This window comes from Paucilactobacillus vaccinostercus DSM 20634 (genome assembly GCF_001436295.1).
In the GTDB taxonomy this organism is placed as follows: Bacteria; Bacillota; Bacilli; order Lactobacillales; family Lactobacillaceae; genus Paucilactobacillus; species Paucilactobacillus vaccinostercus.
Genome location: NZ_AYYY01000021.1, coordinates 25372 through 41887, shown reverse-complemented (window position 1 = coordinate 41887; position 16516 = coordinate 25372). Strand labels below are relative to the sequence as shown.

General features: G+C 42.4%; 9 protein-coding genes and 1 pseudogene. 3 read left to right on the top strand and 7 right to left on the bottom strand.

Annotation, left to right across the window (positions count from 1 at the left end; all coding sequences use genetic code 11):
• Positions 1–11: 11 nt before the first annotated feature.
• From FC26_RS04865 to FC26_RS04855, 3 genes are read right to left on the bottom strand one after another with little or no spacing between them, the layout of a single operon-like run.
• The gene (locus FC26_RS04865) at positions 12–1307 is read right to left on the bottom strand and encodes a hypothetical protein (RefSeq protein ID WP_057778318.1); all 1296 of its coding nucleotides are present in this window, start codon (positions 1305–1307) and stop codon (positions 12–14) included.
• Positions 1308–1309: 2 nt separating this feature from the next.
• A complete protein-coding gene (locus FC26_RS04860) occupies positions 1310–2059 on the bottom strand; it encodes a sugar phosphate isomerase/epimerase family protein (protein ID WP_057778316.1) in 750 nt (249 codons plus the stop codon).
• 14 nt (positions 2060–2073) lie between these two features.
• Positions 2074–2331, bottom strand: coding sequence for a hypothetical protein (locus tag FC26_RS04855; RefSeq protein WP_057778314.1), 258 nt, complete (start codon positions 2329–2331; stop codon positions 2074–2076).
• A gap of 253 nt (positions 2332–2584) precedes the next feature.
• On the opposite strand from FC26_RS04855, the gene FC26_RS04850 reads away from it, so the two are divergent.
• Together FC26_RS04850 and FC26_RS04845 are read left to right on the top strand one after the other, a co-directional pair.
• Complete coding sequence (locus FC26_RS04850) at positions 2585–3589, top strand: LacI family DNA-binding transcriptional regulator (RefSeq protein WP_338045552.1); 1005 nt, start codon at positions 2585–2587, stop codon at positions 3587–3589.
• A gap of 237 nt (positions 3590–3826) precedes the next feature.
• Positions 3827–4483, top strand: coding sequence for a histidine phosphatase family protein (locus tag FC26_RS04845; protein WP_057778310.1), 657 nt, complete (start codon positions 3827–3829; stop codon positions 4481–4483).
• Positions 4484–4619: 136 nt separating this feature from the next.
• Here FC26_RS04845 and FC26_RS04840 read toward each other — a convergent pair whose 3' ends face one another.
• The 4 genes from FC26_RS04840 to FC26_RS04825 all read right to left on the bottom strand — a co-directional run bounded on the left by FC26_RS04840 (position 4620) and on the right by FC26_RS04825 (position 15045).
• On the bottom strand, positions 4620–12644 hold the full coding sequence (locus tag FC26_RS04840; RefSeq protein ID WP_057778308.1) for a MucBP domain-containing protein: 8025 nt from the start codon (positions 12642–12644) through the stop codon (positions 4620–4622).
• A 325-nt stretch (positions 12645–12969) separates the two neighbouring features.
• Positions 12970–13596, bottom strand: a complete 627-nt coding sequence (locus FC26_RS04835) for a hypothetical protein (RefSeq protein WP_057778306.1) — start codon at positions 13594–13596, stop codon at positions 12970–12972.
• A gap of 276 nt (positions 13597–13872) precedes the next feature.
• Positions 13873–14691, bottom strand: a complete 819-nt coding sequence (locus FC26_RS04830; RefSeq protein ID WP_057778304.1) for an SPFH domain-containing protein — start codon at positions 14689–14691, stop codon at positions 13873–13875.
• A 27-nt stretch (positions 14692–14718) separates the two neighbouring features.
• Positions 14719–15045, bottom strand: a complete 327-nt coding sequence (locus tag FC26_RS04825; RefSeq protein ID WP_083483755.1) for a type II toxin-antitoxin system antitoxin — start codon at positions 15043–15045, stop codon at positions 14719–14721.
• A gap of 201 nt (positions 15046–15246) precedes the next feature.
• Here FC26_RS04825 and FC26_RS04820 point away from each other — a divergent pair.
• Positions 15247–16440, top strand: a pseudogene (locus FC26_RS04820) (NADH-dependent flavin oxidoreductase).
• Positions 16441–16516: the final 76 nt, after the last annotated feature.

The window sequence follows — 16516 nt, the reverse complement described above, 5'->3', positions numbered from 1 at the left end:
TTATCATTTCGTTACCCAAAGAAGTGGTAAACTAACAGCTCGTTTACAATCGACACAATCCACATAATCGGTATCCCTCGTTTCAAAAAGTCCTTTGATTGAACTTTCATATAATCCAGACCCCAAACGTTCCAAGATTGTGTGATATCTGTCGAAACAGCCATCAAGGTTGGTACATATAGTAATGGTAATAGGAAGGCATCGCTGAACAATCCGGTTCCAGACAAAACTGCTGCTGTCGCGGCACCGGCTCCCCAGACATGCAAAGGACCTCTAAATAGGGCTAATGGTGCAAAAATTCCTAAGGCTAATGCCAAAATTAGATGATCATGCGGTAAAATTGCTTCGAAAAGCGGCTTAAATCGGTTCGCATTCATTGAGGCTGCCCCACTAAACATAATCAAAGCCATCAAGAACATGATCAATCCTGCAATATCTGAGATTGCTTGTTGGATCGTATCATTCAAGAATTTCACAAATCCCTTGTAGTGGCGTGCATGCCCGGTTAAAACAATCGCAATTAAGGTTGCCAATGTAAGTGCAGGAATGGCATCCCACTGAAACAACATGTTCATCAACACTGGAATCACTGGCACAATAAAAGCGATCTTCGGTACTTTATTACCTTCCTGAGTGCCCTGATTTTCAAGGGCACCAATCTTAGCTAAATTCTCGTCTGCATGACTTGCATCAAATTTTTTTCGATTCAAAACCAAGAAGATAATAATCAGTACAATCTGAATGCCCATCGCAATCCAACCAAACTGAAGGTAAGTGCCGCCATAATGTGCATGTGGGAAAAAAGCTTTAATTTGATTGTATAAAACAACGTTCAAATACATTGGTGCACCGACAGCTAAAGCAAATGCTGTTAGCGCAATATCACGTGGTAACCCAATTGAAAGCAAGATTGGCAGCAAAATTACACCAATGGCAATAACCGATCCTACTCCATAAGCACTGATAAAAATAAACGAAGTGACCAAAACAACTAATATTGCCGCAATCAGTGGGCGCCGTTTACCAACTTTATTGGTGGTTTCAGAAATTGCTGGCGCAATCCCACTATCAACCAGTACCCGGCCAAACCACGACCCAAATACGATATACATAATTGTTGGCCCATAGTTGAGGGCTGGTTCAGCAAAAACCTTCTGAATTGCAGTTTGAAACGGAATCATCCCAATGATTGACCAGAGAATCGCCATAATGAAAAATCCGATCATCAAATTGCCGCCCTTAACGATGTAGTAGATAAATCCAAAGAACGAGAGAAGAAGTAAAATCGCAATTACTGTTGAACTCATCACTACCGCCCCTTCCAGTTCCGAAGTAGCTCAATCTGATGACTAATTTGTTCATCCGTGGTCATTGGAAATTCAATGGCGACCATCTGATCCTGTGGAAGAATGGTCATTAATTTACGCCAGTCATACAGGCCATCATCCAAATCGTCGGACGTTACTAAACCGGTTTCATTTTTAATCGTATTCTTCAAGTGAATGTAATGAGTATATTTTCCCAGTTTTTTCGCGGCTTCTACCGCGTCGCCACCCGTAAATGCCCAATTACCGAGATCGTAGACATACCCAATTTCATTAATTCCGACTTCTCTAGCAGCCGTTAGGAACGTTTCAATTGCCGTTACAGTTCCAGAAATGGCTGTCTGATCGTTTTCAACATTCATTTGAATTTCATCAAGTGGTAGTTGCTTCAGTTCTGCGGCCAAATCACCATGAAAATCTGCAAAGTTGCCGGTATTAAATTTGATTTTGGTAACTCCCATTGCATGTGCTTCATCAAAATATTGCTTAAGTTTCGGATTAAATGACCCATCTTGTAAAAAGACTTCGTCCGGAACACTATAGTTAAGAATTAACGACTGTTCCCGAACTTTTTGAGCAATTAAAGGCATCTCTGTGGCAAAATCCTTAAAATATTCCCGCCGAATTTCCAACCCATCAGCATGGAGTTGCGCAGCTTTTTCGACTAATTCAGCCTGGCCAACACCTGATTTAACCCGATCCTCGAAAACCCAAGTATTTAAAATAATATCCATTATTAAATCACTCCTTAATATTTATTAAGATGAATTACCTTATTCATCAGTTCCTCAAAACTCATATCCTGAAATTTTTTATCAGTTGTTTGTTCAAAATTTTGTCGTTCAGTATCATCAAAATCTTGAATCAAATAATAAGCAGTTAAATAGCTCAGTAAAAATTTTTTAGCTTCTACGACGACTTCTTTTTCATTAAATCCCTTTGCATAGTTTGATTTAGCAAATTGCATTGCAAATTGATCAGGATCTATGATTGTTCGTTTGTCCATTTTCTACCTCCAAGTTGCCACATGTAACGGCTTTCAAATTTACGAGTTTTATGGTAAACGTTTTCCTATAAAAAAGCAAGCGTTTTATATTAATTGATTTTAATCCCTTTTAAATCAATAGTTTACGTATCTTTTACACTGCACTTTGTTTTGGTAACCCTTTACCTATACCCTGTAATTTGGTGAGAACAATATTTCTTCTAGTGCTATTTTGAATCAAGGAGTAAAATGAAATTACTAAGAAAATGAACTGGTGATTATATTGACAGTAAAAAAAAGAGCCAACATGAAAGATGTGGCTTCACTTGCAAATGTTTCTATTGCAACGGTTTCCAGATATTTAAACGGTGAACTCAACCGAATGTCGACTCAAACTGCAGCAACCATCAAGGAAGCCATCACTAAATTAAATTACGTTCCGAATTCAGCCGCTAGACAAATGGTCACTCATTCGAGCAAAATCGTTGCCGTTGCCGTTGCTAACATCGATGATTATTTTTCGACTGAACTTTTTAAGGGTGCAAATTCGATCCTTGAAAGTCATCATTATACCGGGGTCCTATTTGATTCTGATTCGGACAATCAGCGCGAAAATGAACTTTTGAATTCGATTAATCAAAATAATTTTGATGGTCTGATTTTACAACCGCTAACAGACACTGCGGATACCATTCGCCAACAAGTGAAACGTGACATTCCAATCGTTGTTGCAGACCGGGAACTAGAGAAGTCCTCTTGGCCAGAAGTGATTACCGATAACTATGCATCTGCACAGCGTGCCGCAACTTACTTCTACCGGGCCGGTTTCACCCGCGTCATTGTCCTCTCATCTGACGTCTCAGCGGCCTCCACACGACGCGAGCGTTTTCGTGGTATTCAAGATGTTTTTGAAAAAATAGATGTGATTAACATTCCCGAAGAATCTTACCAACGCCAACAAGTAAAAGCAGAACTCATGCAGCTTATTTCAAAAACAAATGAAAAGACGCTCCTTTTTGCCTTAAAAGAACGCTGGTTGTTGGAATTTATTGCGCCTTTGTTTGTCTCAAAAGTCATCGACCCACAACAATTTCAGGTAACTGCATTTGCTGATACCAGACTTGCTCACGCACTCACTCCCGAAATCAAGCTCATTCATCAGAACCCATTCTTGATCGGTGCGAGTTGTGCTGAAATTTTAATTGAAATTTTAAACGGTAATGGCACACAAGTTCGAGGTAAAAATATTGTCCCAGCTGAATTTGATTGGCGCGACTAAACAGAAACGTGAGCTAGTTTTCTCTTAAAACAGAGAGTACTCGCCCACGTTTTTTTCAATGAATTGATCTTAACTTATCGGATTGAGGTTATTTTAATTCAAGAATTGTATTCGTTTACTTATTCTTTTCTAGTGTGATACAGTTATCCTATAGCAGGAGTCTTATTTTCAGTAAGTGGCTACCGTTTCCGATCGTTGCTCTAGTGAATACATAAACTATTAGGAGGGACTATCATCATGAAAACTATCACCGCGTATTTTGTACGACATGGTCAAACTATGTTAAACCGTTACAATAAAGTTCAAGGCTGGATCGACTCTCCCCTCACCGACAAAGGGATCAAAGATGCCATTGGTGCTGGTCAACGATTAGCAAACGTCAAATTTGCGGCAGGTTTTAGTAGTGATTCTGGTCGCGCAGTTGAAACACTCCGACTTATCTTGAAGCAAAATCCAGAAAATATTCATTTAATTTCCTATGAGTTTCCAGAATTACGCGAACAATGCCACGGTTACTTCGAAGGTAATGATCTCAGCCAAATGTGGCAGTTCGTGGGAGAACAAGTTCAAACGACTACTGAAACTGGAATTATGCAAAAATTTGGACTCGAGCGTGCTCGCGATTTAATTCACAAAGCCGATCTCTATGGGGATGCTGAAAATAATGATATGTTTTGGAAACGCTTAAACCATGGTTTTGACAAGCTACTTCAAAATTCAGCAGACCAAGACAATATTGTCGTTGTTTCTCATGGAAACACGATTCGCTCGATTATATCTCGATACGCGCCAGAATTGGATACGGGGTACCCGACTCAAAACGGCAGCATTACAAAAGTCATTCTTTCAGACGAACAAACGCCTAAAGTCATCTATTACGATCATCTAAATTAATGTTTTGGTCACATGCAACCAAATTTTTAAAAACAAGCAGCTCAAAAACGGAATCAAAATTCAGCTAGACAACTGAATTTGATTCCGTTTTTTGAGTTAAATAACGATTCTTGATTCGCAATGCGACAAGCATTTCTTAATCATGATCATGCATTTTGGAATCTTTCTTTTTTCGTGCTCCCAGGGCCGTTATCAAGCTGACCACACTTAGCATTATAACTCCCAGTTTTCCTAGGTAGTTACTTGCATTATCAGTCTGCGGCAAACGAGCTGCACTTACTGACAAATGATCTCTATTTGATTGAGACGCTGATGGTGTGCCAGATTGGTTGCTTTCATCAAGCACGGTTTCAGTTGTCGAAATCGAATTTTGCGCTTGCTTTTCTGTAATCGCCGTCACTGAAGTATGTGGTACGTCAGTATCTGGGCTTTGGTTTCGTTCATACACACGAACATTGGTTGCCACTTCACCACTATCATTAGGCACAATTCCTGCATTTCTATTAGGAATATACGTGACAACGTTTACGCCATTAGTAGCAATGATTGTCGTTTCAGTTGGTGTATACCCAGCAATATTCGGTACAGTAACGGGATACCCAGCCACCCCTTGCACCTTAATCGGTGACTGTCCGTACAGTGGATTGCCATTCACATCTACCGGTGTAATCGTCACTGTGGCGGTGGCTAAGTCGACAAATGGTACATCAGTGTCTGGCACCTGATCTTTTTCGTAGACATGATCTGGATCCGTAACTGGTTCACTTGTTTCAGGAGTCCCATTTTGGTCTACAGAGCCTCCATTGACTGGTACATACACGACTTTATTCTCCCCATTGGTAGGCACGGTCGTAGCCGTGACCGCTGTGTAACCTGGAATTTCCGGTACTGTCACTTCATAACCCGCTACACCTGGAATTGTGATGGGTGTTTGACCGTATAGTGGATTACCACTCAGGTCAACTGGCGCGATCGTTACCGTTTGGCCTTCAGTGTTAACCCCGGCTGGTTGTTGTGCCTTTTGGTATACATGGTTCGGATCACTGACAATCGCCCCATCACCATTTGTTTCATTTTCACCGACGGTCCCATTATTAACGTTTGGTACATACACCACTTTGTTAATTCCATTGGTCGGCACAGTTGTGCCTGTAACTGGGGTGTATCCCGGAATTTCCGGTACTGTCACTTCATAACCCTCTACACCTGGAATTGTGATGGGTGTTTGACCGTATAGTGGATTACCACTTAGATCAACTGGTGTAAGTGTCACCGTTTGTCCATCGGCATTAACACCGGCTGGTTGTTGTACCTTTTGGTACACGTGGTTTGGATCGCTGACAATCGCCCCATCATCCGCCGTGTTGTTTTCACCGACGGTCCCATTATTAACATTGGGAACATATACCACTTTGTTAATTCCATTCGTCGGCACAGTTGTGCCTGTAACTGGGGTGTATCCCGAAATTTCCGGCACTGTTACTTCATAGCCGGCCACTCCTGGAATCGTAATCGGTGTTTGGCCGTATAGTGGATTACCACTTAAATCGACTGGCGTGATCGTCACCGTTTGACCATCGGTATTAACGCCGCCTGGTTGTTGGGCTTTCTGGTACACATGACTTGGATCACTGACAATTGCACCATCATCATTTGTTTCATTCTCACCGACGGTGCCATTATTAGTGTTTGGTACGTACACCACTTTATTAACCCCATTCGTCGGCACGGTTGTGTCCGTGACTGCTGTGTATCCCGGAATCTCCGGTACTATCACTTCATAACCGGCCACTCCCGGAATCGTAATCGGTGTTTGGTCGTATAGTGGATTACCACTCAGGTCAACTGGTGTAATTGTCACCGTTTGACCATTCGCATTAACACCGTCCGGTTGTTGGACCTTTTGGTACACATGACTTGGATCACTGACAATCGCGCCATCATCCGCCGTGTTGTTTTCACCGACGGTGCCATTATTAGCGTTTGGCACATACACCACTTTATTAACTCCATTGGTCGGCACGGTTGTGTCCGTAACTGCTGTGTATCCCGGAATTTCCGGTACTGTCACTTCATAACCGGCTACGCCTGGAATCGTAATCGGTGTTTGGCCGTATAGTAGATTACCACTCAGGTCAACTGGCGTGATCGTTACCGTTTGGCCATTCGCATTAACACCGTCCGGTTGCTGTACCTTTTGGTATACATGACTTGGATCACTGACAATTGCACCATCATCCGGCGTGTCATTTTCACCGACGGTGCCGTAGTCTGTCTTGGGTACATATACGACCTTGTTCTCACCGTTGGTCGGCACGGTTGTGTCCGTGACTGCTGTGTATCCCGGAATCTCCGGTACTGTCACTTCATAACCCGCTACACCTAGAATTGTGATGGGTGTTTGACCGTATAGTGGATTACCACTGAGATCAACTGGTGTAATTGTCACCGTTTGGCCATCAGCGTTAACACCGGCTGGTTGTTGTGCTTTTTGGTACACATGACTTGGATCACTGACAATTGCACCATCATCCGGCGTGTCGTTCTCACCGACGGTGCCACTGTCTGTCTTGGGTACATATACGACCTTGTTCTCACCGTTGGTCGGCACGGTTGTGCTCGTGACTGGGGTATATCCCGGAATTTCCGGTACTGTCACTTCATAACCCGCCACGCCTGGAATCGTAATCGGTGTTTGGCCGTATAGTGGATTACCACTCAGGTCAACGGGCGTGATCGTCACCGTTTGGCCATTCGCATTAGTTCCTGCTGGCTGCTGAACTTTTTGGTACACATGACTTGGATCACTGACAATTGCGCCATCATCCGGCGCGTTGTTTTCACCGACGGTGCCATTATTAACATTGGGCACATACACCACTTTATTAACTCCATTGGTCGGCACGGTTGTGCTCGTGACTGGGGTGTATCCCGGAATTTCCGGTACTGTCACTTCATAACCGGCTACACCTGGAATCGTAATGGGTGTTTGGCCGTACAATGGATTACCACTCAGGTCAACGGGCGTGATCGTCACCGTTTGGCCATTCGCATTAGTTCCTGCTGGCTGCTGAACTTTTTGGTATACATGGTTAGGGTCACTAACAATCGTGCCATCATCCGGCGTGTCGTTCTCACCGACGGTGCCATTGTCTGTCTTTGGTACATATACGACCTTATTTTCACCGTTAGTCGGCACGGTTGTGCCTGTAACTGGGGTGTATCCTGGAATTTCCGGTACTGTTACTTCATAGCCGGCCACTCCCGGAATCGTAATCGGTGTTTGGCCGTATAGTGGATTACCGCTCAGGTCAACTGGTGTGATCGTCACCATTTGGCCATTCGCATTAACGCCGTCCGGTTGTTGTACCTTTTGGTACACATGACTTGGATCGCTGACAATTGCGCCATCATCCGGCGCGTTATTTTCACCGACGGTGCCATTATTAGCGTTTGGTACGTACACCACTTTATTAATTCCATTCGTCGGCACGGTTGTGTCCGTGACCGCTGTGTATCCTGGAATTTCCGGTACTGTTACTTCATAGCCGGCCACTCCCGGAATCGTAATCGGTGTTTGGCCATATAACGGATTGCCACTCAGATCAACTGGCGTAATCGTTACGGTCTGTCCATTCGCATTAACGCCGTCGGGCTGCTGGACTTTTTTATAAACATGCGTATTGGATACTTCTGCCGTATCATCAGGTAGTACGTGACCAGCGTTCATATCAATAAATGTACCTTCTGGTTGCTGCACCTTTTGATACACATGACTCGGATCATTAACGATCGTTCCATCATTGGTCGTTTCATTCTTACCAACGGTCCCATAATCAGTGTTGGGCACATACACCACTTTATTAACCCCATTCGTTGGCACGATTGTACCCGTGGCTGGTGTGTATCCCGGAATTTCCGGTACTGTTACTTCGTAGCCCGCCACTCCTGGAATCGTGATGGGTGTCTGGCCGTATAATGGATTGCCATCTAAATCAACTGGCGTAATTGTTACCGTTTGTCCATCAGTGTTAACCCCGCCCGGTTGTTGAGCTTTTTGGTACACATGGCTTGGATCACTGACAATCGCACCATTATCTGTCGCGTTGTTTTCACCGACGGTTCCATTATCTGTCTTTGGTATATATACGACTTTATTAACTCCATTCGTCGGCACGGTTGTATCCGTGACTGGTGTATAGCCTGGAATATTTGGTACTGTCACTTCGTAGCCTGCCACTCCTGGAATCGTAATTGGTGCTTGGCCGTATAATGGATTGCCACTTAGATCAACTGGCGTAATCGTCACCGTTTGGTCGTTGGCGTTGACTCCGTCCGGTTGCTGGACTTTTTTATAAACATGCGTATTTGATACTTCTGCTGTATCATCAGGCAACATATGTCCAGCGTTCATATCAATGAATGCACCTTCTGGTTGTTGTCCCTTTCGGTATACATGACTCGGATCACTGACAATCGCGCCATCATCAGTTGATTCATTTTCACCAACGGTCCCATAATTAGCGTTCGGTACGTATACAACTTGATTAATCCCATTCGTGGTTACCGTCGTGTTCGTAACTGGCGTGTAACCCGGAATCTCCGGTACCGTTACTTCATAGCCGGCTACGCCTGGAATCGTAATCGGTGTTTGACCATAAAGTGGATCGCCATTAAGATCTACTGGCGTGATCGTCACCGTTTGACCATTCGCATTAACGCCTGCTGGTTGCTGGACCTTCTCCTTCAAATTTACCGGCGTTGCAACTTCAGCATTATCATTTTCACCAACCATACCGTAGTTATTAATTGGTATATAGGTAACTTCTACACTGCTACCGTCCGCCGGTACCAATTGATTTGTTGCAACAGGCGTATATCCCGGAATATTCGGAACCGTAATCTTTGTACCGACTAACCCCGTTTCTACAATCGGACTAGTACCGTACAACGGATTACCTGCATTATCAACGGGAATAATCTCATAATCAACCGAATTGCCAGTATAAGTGACCGTCTCCGTTGTCGTAATTGTCCCATCCGGATTTACTGTTGCTGGCACCGTGGTCTTATTGGCCGTGTATCCCTCAATGACTGGAACTGGAACCGCAATCGTTTCTCCAACTGTCCCAACAACACCCGTCACCGTCTGATTACCAATATTACTTGGAATTGTGACATCAGCTGTTACCGAATTGGCTGTATACACGATGGTTGCTTCACTATCTACCTTATCTGTTTGATTAATCTTTTGACTTTGAACTCCATTAGTAGCCGTATAGCCTTGAATATCAGGCGCGGTTACTGCCGCAAAAGTATCATTATTATCGGTCCAAACCACTGTGCTTATGAGTTTCGGATTTGTAGGAGCACTGACATCTAAACTAGTTTTTACCGTATATGATGCAGTTTGTTGCGTATCAGGTTTTAGTTGCGTTCCGTCTGCAGTTTGGAAATGAATCGTCCGGGTAAACTGCTTGGAAAGTTGATCTGAGTTGAAGGATACAACGTAATAGGTCAAATCATCGCTATCAGCACTGACCTCAACTGCTGGTATTCCCGTAAATGATTGTCCTTGAAATGTCATGCTCTTCATTTGAATCTGAGCACCACTACCATCGTATGCCAAAACGGTTTGTCCGCTTTTAATTTTTGGTGCATATGCCATTTCATAGTTGATCGCTGGAATTAAATCCGATCCAATTACATCAGCACCATAGCTCGCAATTAAATTCTGCATATCTAAACCAACCGCTGGCGTCCAATCTCCAAACGTGATTTTAGGTGCCTTAATATCACTAAAATCAACAGTCGCCGTTCTTACGAAGTAGACCTCATGGATACTACTTTGCCCCTTTGTTAGAGTGGTCCCATCCGCACTAAGCGTATACGGATAAACCGTTTCAATAACCACTGTATCTAAGTCATTTGCATTTCTAGATGCCAACACCGGATTCGTAATTTCATCGGTTGTTAAATTACTAGGCCATTTTGGCCCAGTTGGATCATTCGGGTCAATTGGTTGCCCTGCATTCACCGAATTTCCATCACCATCCACAACCGTCGCCGTTACTTTCGTACCGTCTGCCGTTGGTGTCACATTAACTGAAACAGTCATGGTTGTTTTAACATAGCGTAGCGTGATGGTTGTTTCATTAGCAATGACAGTATACGAACTTGGATTGTCTGCGTATGCAGTGTACCCCGTAATTTTCGGACTTGTAATTATTAAATTTTCACCAACAATGCCACTGAGTGTCGTAGCAGCATTGTTTAATAAGCTACTATCAATTTGTTGGCCATTTTGATCGACATAGTTGATCGTCGCCGTGTACAACTTGTCATATTTCAGATTTATTAAATTAGGTCCAGCGCCAATCTTAACTGCTAAATTTGAAGTTGGATCGAGACGATAACCTGGTATATCAAAGCTTTTGTCATTCGTGGCGTCAGCCGTAAATATTTGATTATACTTACCCGTTCCAATCGTGGCATCATTCAATAAATTACCGTCACTATCCATGTGCAAAATAACGACATTTTCATCATCAGTCGTATAGTGCAGCGTCACGACATTTTCTCCTGTGTAGTCCGTCACAGTATACTGTGATGCATTATCAGTATCCGAAACTGTGTAATTTTGATCATACGTATATCCAGTAATATTTGGTTGTTCAATTGTAATCGCCTGCTTAAATTTACCAGTGGCAATCCCATCCGCAGCAATTGCGTTCCCATTTTCATCCACATACTTTACCGTGACGTTCACATCTGAAGCATCGTAGGTATATGTGATCGTCGTAGTTTGAGGCAGATAAGGATTTGTAACGTTGTAAGTTCCGACCTGTATGAACTCACCATATTTGAGTGTTCCTTTGTGCTCTGTAGTTGGTGATGTCGCTAGTTCAAAATCATAATCCATGGTTCCTGTTTCATAATCATCAACTGTATAAGTTAATGTAGCTTTTTTACTGCCATCATTATTGTATAGAACTTCTACAAAAGTCTGTCCATTGGTAGTAAAAGGTGACATAAAACCCGTGGAATTATCAGATGCAGTTGGGTTATACCCCATAATTTGAGTTGAGGGACTAGTCGTATAACTTTGACCTGATAATCCGGTCATAACAACTGGATCAGCAATCTGGTTACCATCTTGATCAACGTACTCTGTTGTTTGGGTTTGAAGAATAGGCTTTAAAAATGCATAGCTACCCCATCCATGAGTGTTTCCAGTTCTATACGCATACACATCGAATATATAGTTAATGTTATTTAAACTTGGTACTACAACATCAATGGCTTGGTCTTCATTAAAAATCATTGCGCCACCGTAGGTACTTTTCCCTGCTGCCAGATCCTGAACTGCACTAATCGACGCCACTCCGTCGGTTACACTAACCGTCCCTACCTGAATATTTGATTGGGTTGCCCGATCAATGGCAAATGTGATTGTTGTGCCAGAATCTATTCCGATTTGAGCAAATGTATACCAGTCACTATCTTCATCATAGTGAAAAACACCATCTGGATATGTTGGTTCACCCACGCTGAAACCAGCTGGCAACGGATCTGTCGCACTACTTGTTGCTGGAGTAGTCGCCGCCACAGCCGCTTTTACTAAAGATTTGGTTTGTGGAGACCCATATGCAGATGTTGAATTCGAAGCGGTTACATTCGATGCACTACTATCAGTATTTTGCCCGCTTGCACTACTGCTCACATCCCCACTTGCTACAGCACTTGCAGCAACATCAGCCGTGCTCCCGTTCGTTGCACTGCTCGCATTACTTTCCGACTGACTCGCAACACTAGCTGCGCTTGATTCATTTAATGATTCATCAGCCGCACTCGCGCTATCTGTACTAACTACTGTACTAGCTGAACTATCGGCTGCTGAATCCGCAGCACTACTGGCAGTAGCAGCACTCTCTGACAATGTAACTGAACTTTGCTGGAGACCGTTATCAACTGTAGTTTGCGTTTCGCTGACAGTAGCTGCATGTAGCGTTGTCGTTCCTACCATTTGCGTGACCCCAAAGGTAAAAGTTGCTAAACCAGCAGCAAGCCACACCTTCCCGGCCTTATACAGCTTAAAATGTACCCGCCGAGTTGTTTGATCATATACTAGTTGCCGATTTTTCTTGTCAAAATCTCCCATAATTTCTACCCCTTTTGATTACTGATTTCCAAGTTTTCACCAATTATATTTTGTAATTAACCCAGTATCCTCGGCTTCTCCTCGATTATACAATGCACAACATCCCATATTTTGTAAAAAATCCACCTTGCTATCCAATACTTACCAGTAATAGAGATGTACAAGCCAACGAATACTTTTATTTCCTACATAGTATTACATGTTACACGGGCATGCAATACGTACGTATAAAAAAATTAAATTTTTTTGTTTTTCGGACACGTTAACGTATGAAAGCCTAGACAAAATTTTTGTCTAGGCTTTCATACTTAATCCATAAAAATTATTATTCTAGTACGTTCAAAATACACGCCATAAAATAAGCCTGCGTTTCATCATCATCAAATTCAGTGTACCCAAGTTGATTAGCTTCATCACTGGCCTGTTTCATTGCATGGTCAAAAATAGCAGCATCGTCATCCATTCCAAAACGATCTAGGTTTGACTGATAATAGTAACTTTGTTTTCCAAATATCCAGCCACTCAAGAAAATTTCAAACAGATCATCTTGTTTTAATACAATCCGGCTCAATGACTCGAGATCACTAATTTGCTGAACATCATTACTAGCCATAACAACCTTAGTAATCGCTTCACTCATAATATAAAATTCAAAGCTATCGGCTTGATTCAACGCTTTGACTACCCGTTGAAAAAGATTCCGGCCTCGATTTTGTCCTAACCATACATTTTGCAGTTGCACACTTTGATAGTCCACATCTTGATCCGTATCATGCCAATCAAGTCCCTCATGAACTCCCTGAATATAAATATCGGTCACAAATTGCAGTACCACTGCTAGTGACTGATCCTCTAACTTTGTCAGAACACGTTCAAATATTTGTCGGTCTTGCACGACCGGTCCCTTATCAGTATTATTTAACCGTCCCACCGGTCTAAAAAATAAGCTCATAGTCCCCCAACTCCCAATCTTATCTTTAATGACTCCTATTCACAAAGAAAGTATTACACAATTACCTATATTGGCTATTATTAAACCACAATATATTCCAAAAATATAGAGTTTTCTGCACTTTTTATATATTTTACCTATTTAATCATTTATGCGCTGTTTTATCTTCGTTGGTGATCAGACATCAACACTCAACTTATAAAAAAACTACCGAATTTAAAATATTCGGTAGCATAATTAATAGTAACCTTCAGATTATTAGTTAACGTAATCGACTTACTTAGCACCCTTTTTAAGTAACTGCCCCACTACCGGTAACTTACCGTATTCGCTCGCACTATCAGTTGGCACGACAACCAAGTTAGCGGATGATGTCGCTAACTCCGCGAAGGCGTTGATCGATTGATTTTGGAAGTATTTATCGTCTGCTCCAGCTAAACCAGTTTGAACCGTGTCAATTCGGTAGCGTTCCGCATCTGCCCGTGTTTTGGTAGCATCCGCTTCTGCCTTCGCAGTTGCCATTAATGCGTCATTCTTCGCCTTTGTTGTCAACTCAATTGATTTAGCCTCACCTTCCGCCTTAGCAATTGTAGCAACTCGTTCACGATCGGCGGTCAATTGCTTATCCATTGCCTCTTGAATCGCCTGCGATGGTGTCAACTCGTCAATATTAATCCGATCAACATTAATACCATAAGTATTAGTTAAATCACCAATTGCCAAGGCCAATTCCTGATTAATTTTAGCGGTTGATCCCAGCGCTTCGTTTAAATCCATCCGTCCAATAATATCACGCAAATGGCCACGCACTAACTGGGCCATTGATTCCACTGAATCCGTATTTTCATACTGATACTTCACGCCATTTGTCACATGATAGTTTAAGGTCACACTTGCGGAAACATCGGCATTATCCTTTGTAATAATCGAATAATTGGGTAGTGATAATGGTTCCATTGCTAAACTTACTTTGCGGATTTTTTGAATCAAGGGAATGTAAAAATGTAGACCTGACTCTACACTACGCCGATACTTTCCCAAGGTCTCAACAAGTCCCGAGTTATTTTGGGGCACAATTTTAATTCCTAAAGCCATAATATTTGCTCCTCCACATATTGTTAATCAAATTTTTTGTAATGTTAAAATATTCCCGACCGCATCCGTTACTGCATACCGGCCAGTTGTGTCGACAGTCGAATTATCACTAATTAAGTAACGATAATAAATACCAGCTACCGTAACCAGCCCATTTTCTGAATTAATCTGCGTTCCTTCTATTACCTGGCCGACAATTTGCCGTCGTTCAAACGTTTTTCCTTGCGTTGCCTTTTGTAAAATCGTTTCTATGTGCGCATTGATACTTCGATTTTCACTTTCGGCATCACGTGCCAGTTGATCATACAAGGTTTGATCAATTCGCAGTAAAAATCGCTTCTTGTCGTCGCTCAATTCAATCCCCTTCTTTATGATATCATTTTGATAGTATTATATCAAAATGATATCATATTTACAAGTTACTATTTATCCAGCTAACCCACGCTAAAAAGTCAAACGTAATTTTTAACTAATGAACATATTCGGAGTATCTTTATTTAACATGTAAGCGCTTTAATGATAGGATGAACCTATCAAAGAAAAGGAGTGATTATTTTGGATAAGCATTATTCTTTCCTAGATTCCTATACATTTCCGCAAAGTGGTGTAACTCTCAAAAACCGTGTTGTAATTCCACCTATGACTGAGTGTATGGCTTTTCATGACGGCACTGTAACTGATGATGAAATTCACTATTATCAAAAACACTCTGGTGGTGTCGGGATGTTCATCACCGCAGTCGCCAACGTTAACGCATTGGGAAAAGGATTCGAAGGAGAATTAAGCATTGCTGATGATCGATTCATTCCTGGTCTAACTAAACTTGCTGATGCTATCAAATAAAACGGCACTAAGGCGGTCATTCAAATTTTTAGTGCTGGTCGAATGTCTAGTACCGCAATTTTACGAGGACAACAGCCGGTCAGTGCAAGTGCAGTTGCAGCCGCACGAACCGGCTCAGAAGTTCCCCGTGCACTCTCTGATGAGGAAATCAAACAAACAATCAAGGATTTCGGTTCGGCCGTGCGCCGTGCCATTACGGCTGGTTTTGATGGTGTCGAAATTCACGGTGCCAACACCTATCTGATTCAACAATTCTTCTCTCCACATTCAAACAGACGTACTGATCACTGGGGTGGATCAGTTGAAAAAAGAATGAATTTCCCACTTGAAGTCATTAAAGAATGTAAATCCGTTGTAGATCAATATGCCACTCGACCATTTATTCTAGGCTATCGAATCTCACCAGAAGAAATCGAAAAACCTGGTATTCAATTTGAAGATACCTTAAGGTTTGTGGATGTCTTAAAGGACCAACCCATTGATTATCTACATGTTTCAATGGGAAATGTTTGGCGTAAATCTCTGACCGACAAAACTGTTACAACACCACTAAACGAGACAATTAAAACCCATTTGGACGGTAAACTGCCGATGATTGTGGTCGGTGATGTCCAAACACCTGATGATGCTGAAAAAGCAAGTAGTGCCGGATTTGAACTCGTTGCACTGGGACGTCAAAGCATTCGTGAACCGCGCTGGGTTCAAAAAGTCATTCATGGAGATGAAACCGCCATTCGTTATTCAATTTCACCCGACGATCTGGATGAGCTTGGAATTAAGCGGCCATTTTTCGACATCTTAATGTTGTTGAGCGGACCAACTGGTATTCCGTTGAGTAATTCTCAAACAACTGATCGTGACAATGCTAATGCTGCACTAGATCATTTTCTCAGTGGCGGCAAGTAATCAAGTATTTACTACAACGTTATGTCGATTCTGAAACACAAAATAAGCATCTTCACTCGCCGAATTTGGTGAATGA

What these genes read in the sequence shown, in the direction of transcription:
- FC26_RS04860 (WP_057778316.1), bottom strand. Translation starts at nt 2,059, where the DNA reads ATGGATATTATTTTAAATACTTGGGTTTTCGAGGATCGGGTTAAATCA.
- FC26_RS04855 (WP_057778314.1), bottom strand. Translation starts at nt 2,331, where the DNA reads ATGGACAAACGAACAATCATAGATCCTGATCAATTTGCAATGCAATTT.
- FC26_RS04845 (WP_057778310.1), top strand. Translation starts at nt 3,827, where the DNA reads ATGAAAACTATCACCGCGTATTTTGTACGACATGGTCAAACTATGTTA.
- FC26_RS04840 (WP_057778308.1), bottom strand. Translation starts at nt 12,644, where the DNA reads ATGGGAGATTTTGACAAGAAAAATCGGCAACTAGTATATGATCAAACA.
- FC26_RS04865 (WP_057778318.1), bottom strand. Translation starts at nt 1,307, where the DNA reads ATGAGTTCAACAGTAATTGCGATTTTACTTCTTCTCTCGTTCTTTGGA.
- FC26_RS04830 (WP_057778304.1), bottom strand. Translation starts at nt 14,691, where the DNA reads ATGGCTTTAGGAATTAAAATTGTGCCCCAAAATAACTCGGGACTTGTT.
- FC26_RS04835 (WP_057778306.1), bottom strand. Translation starts at nt 13,596, where the DNA reads ATGAGCTTATTTTTTAGACCGGTGGGACGGTTAAATAATACTGATAAG.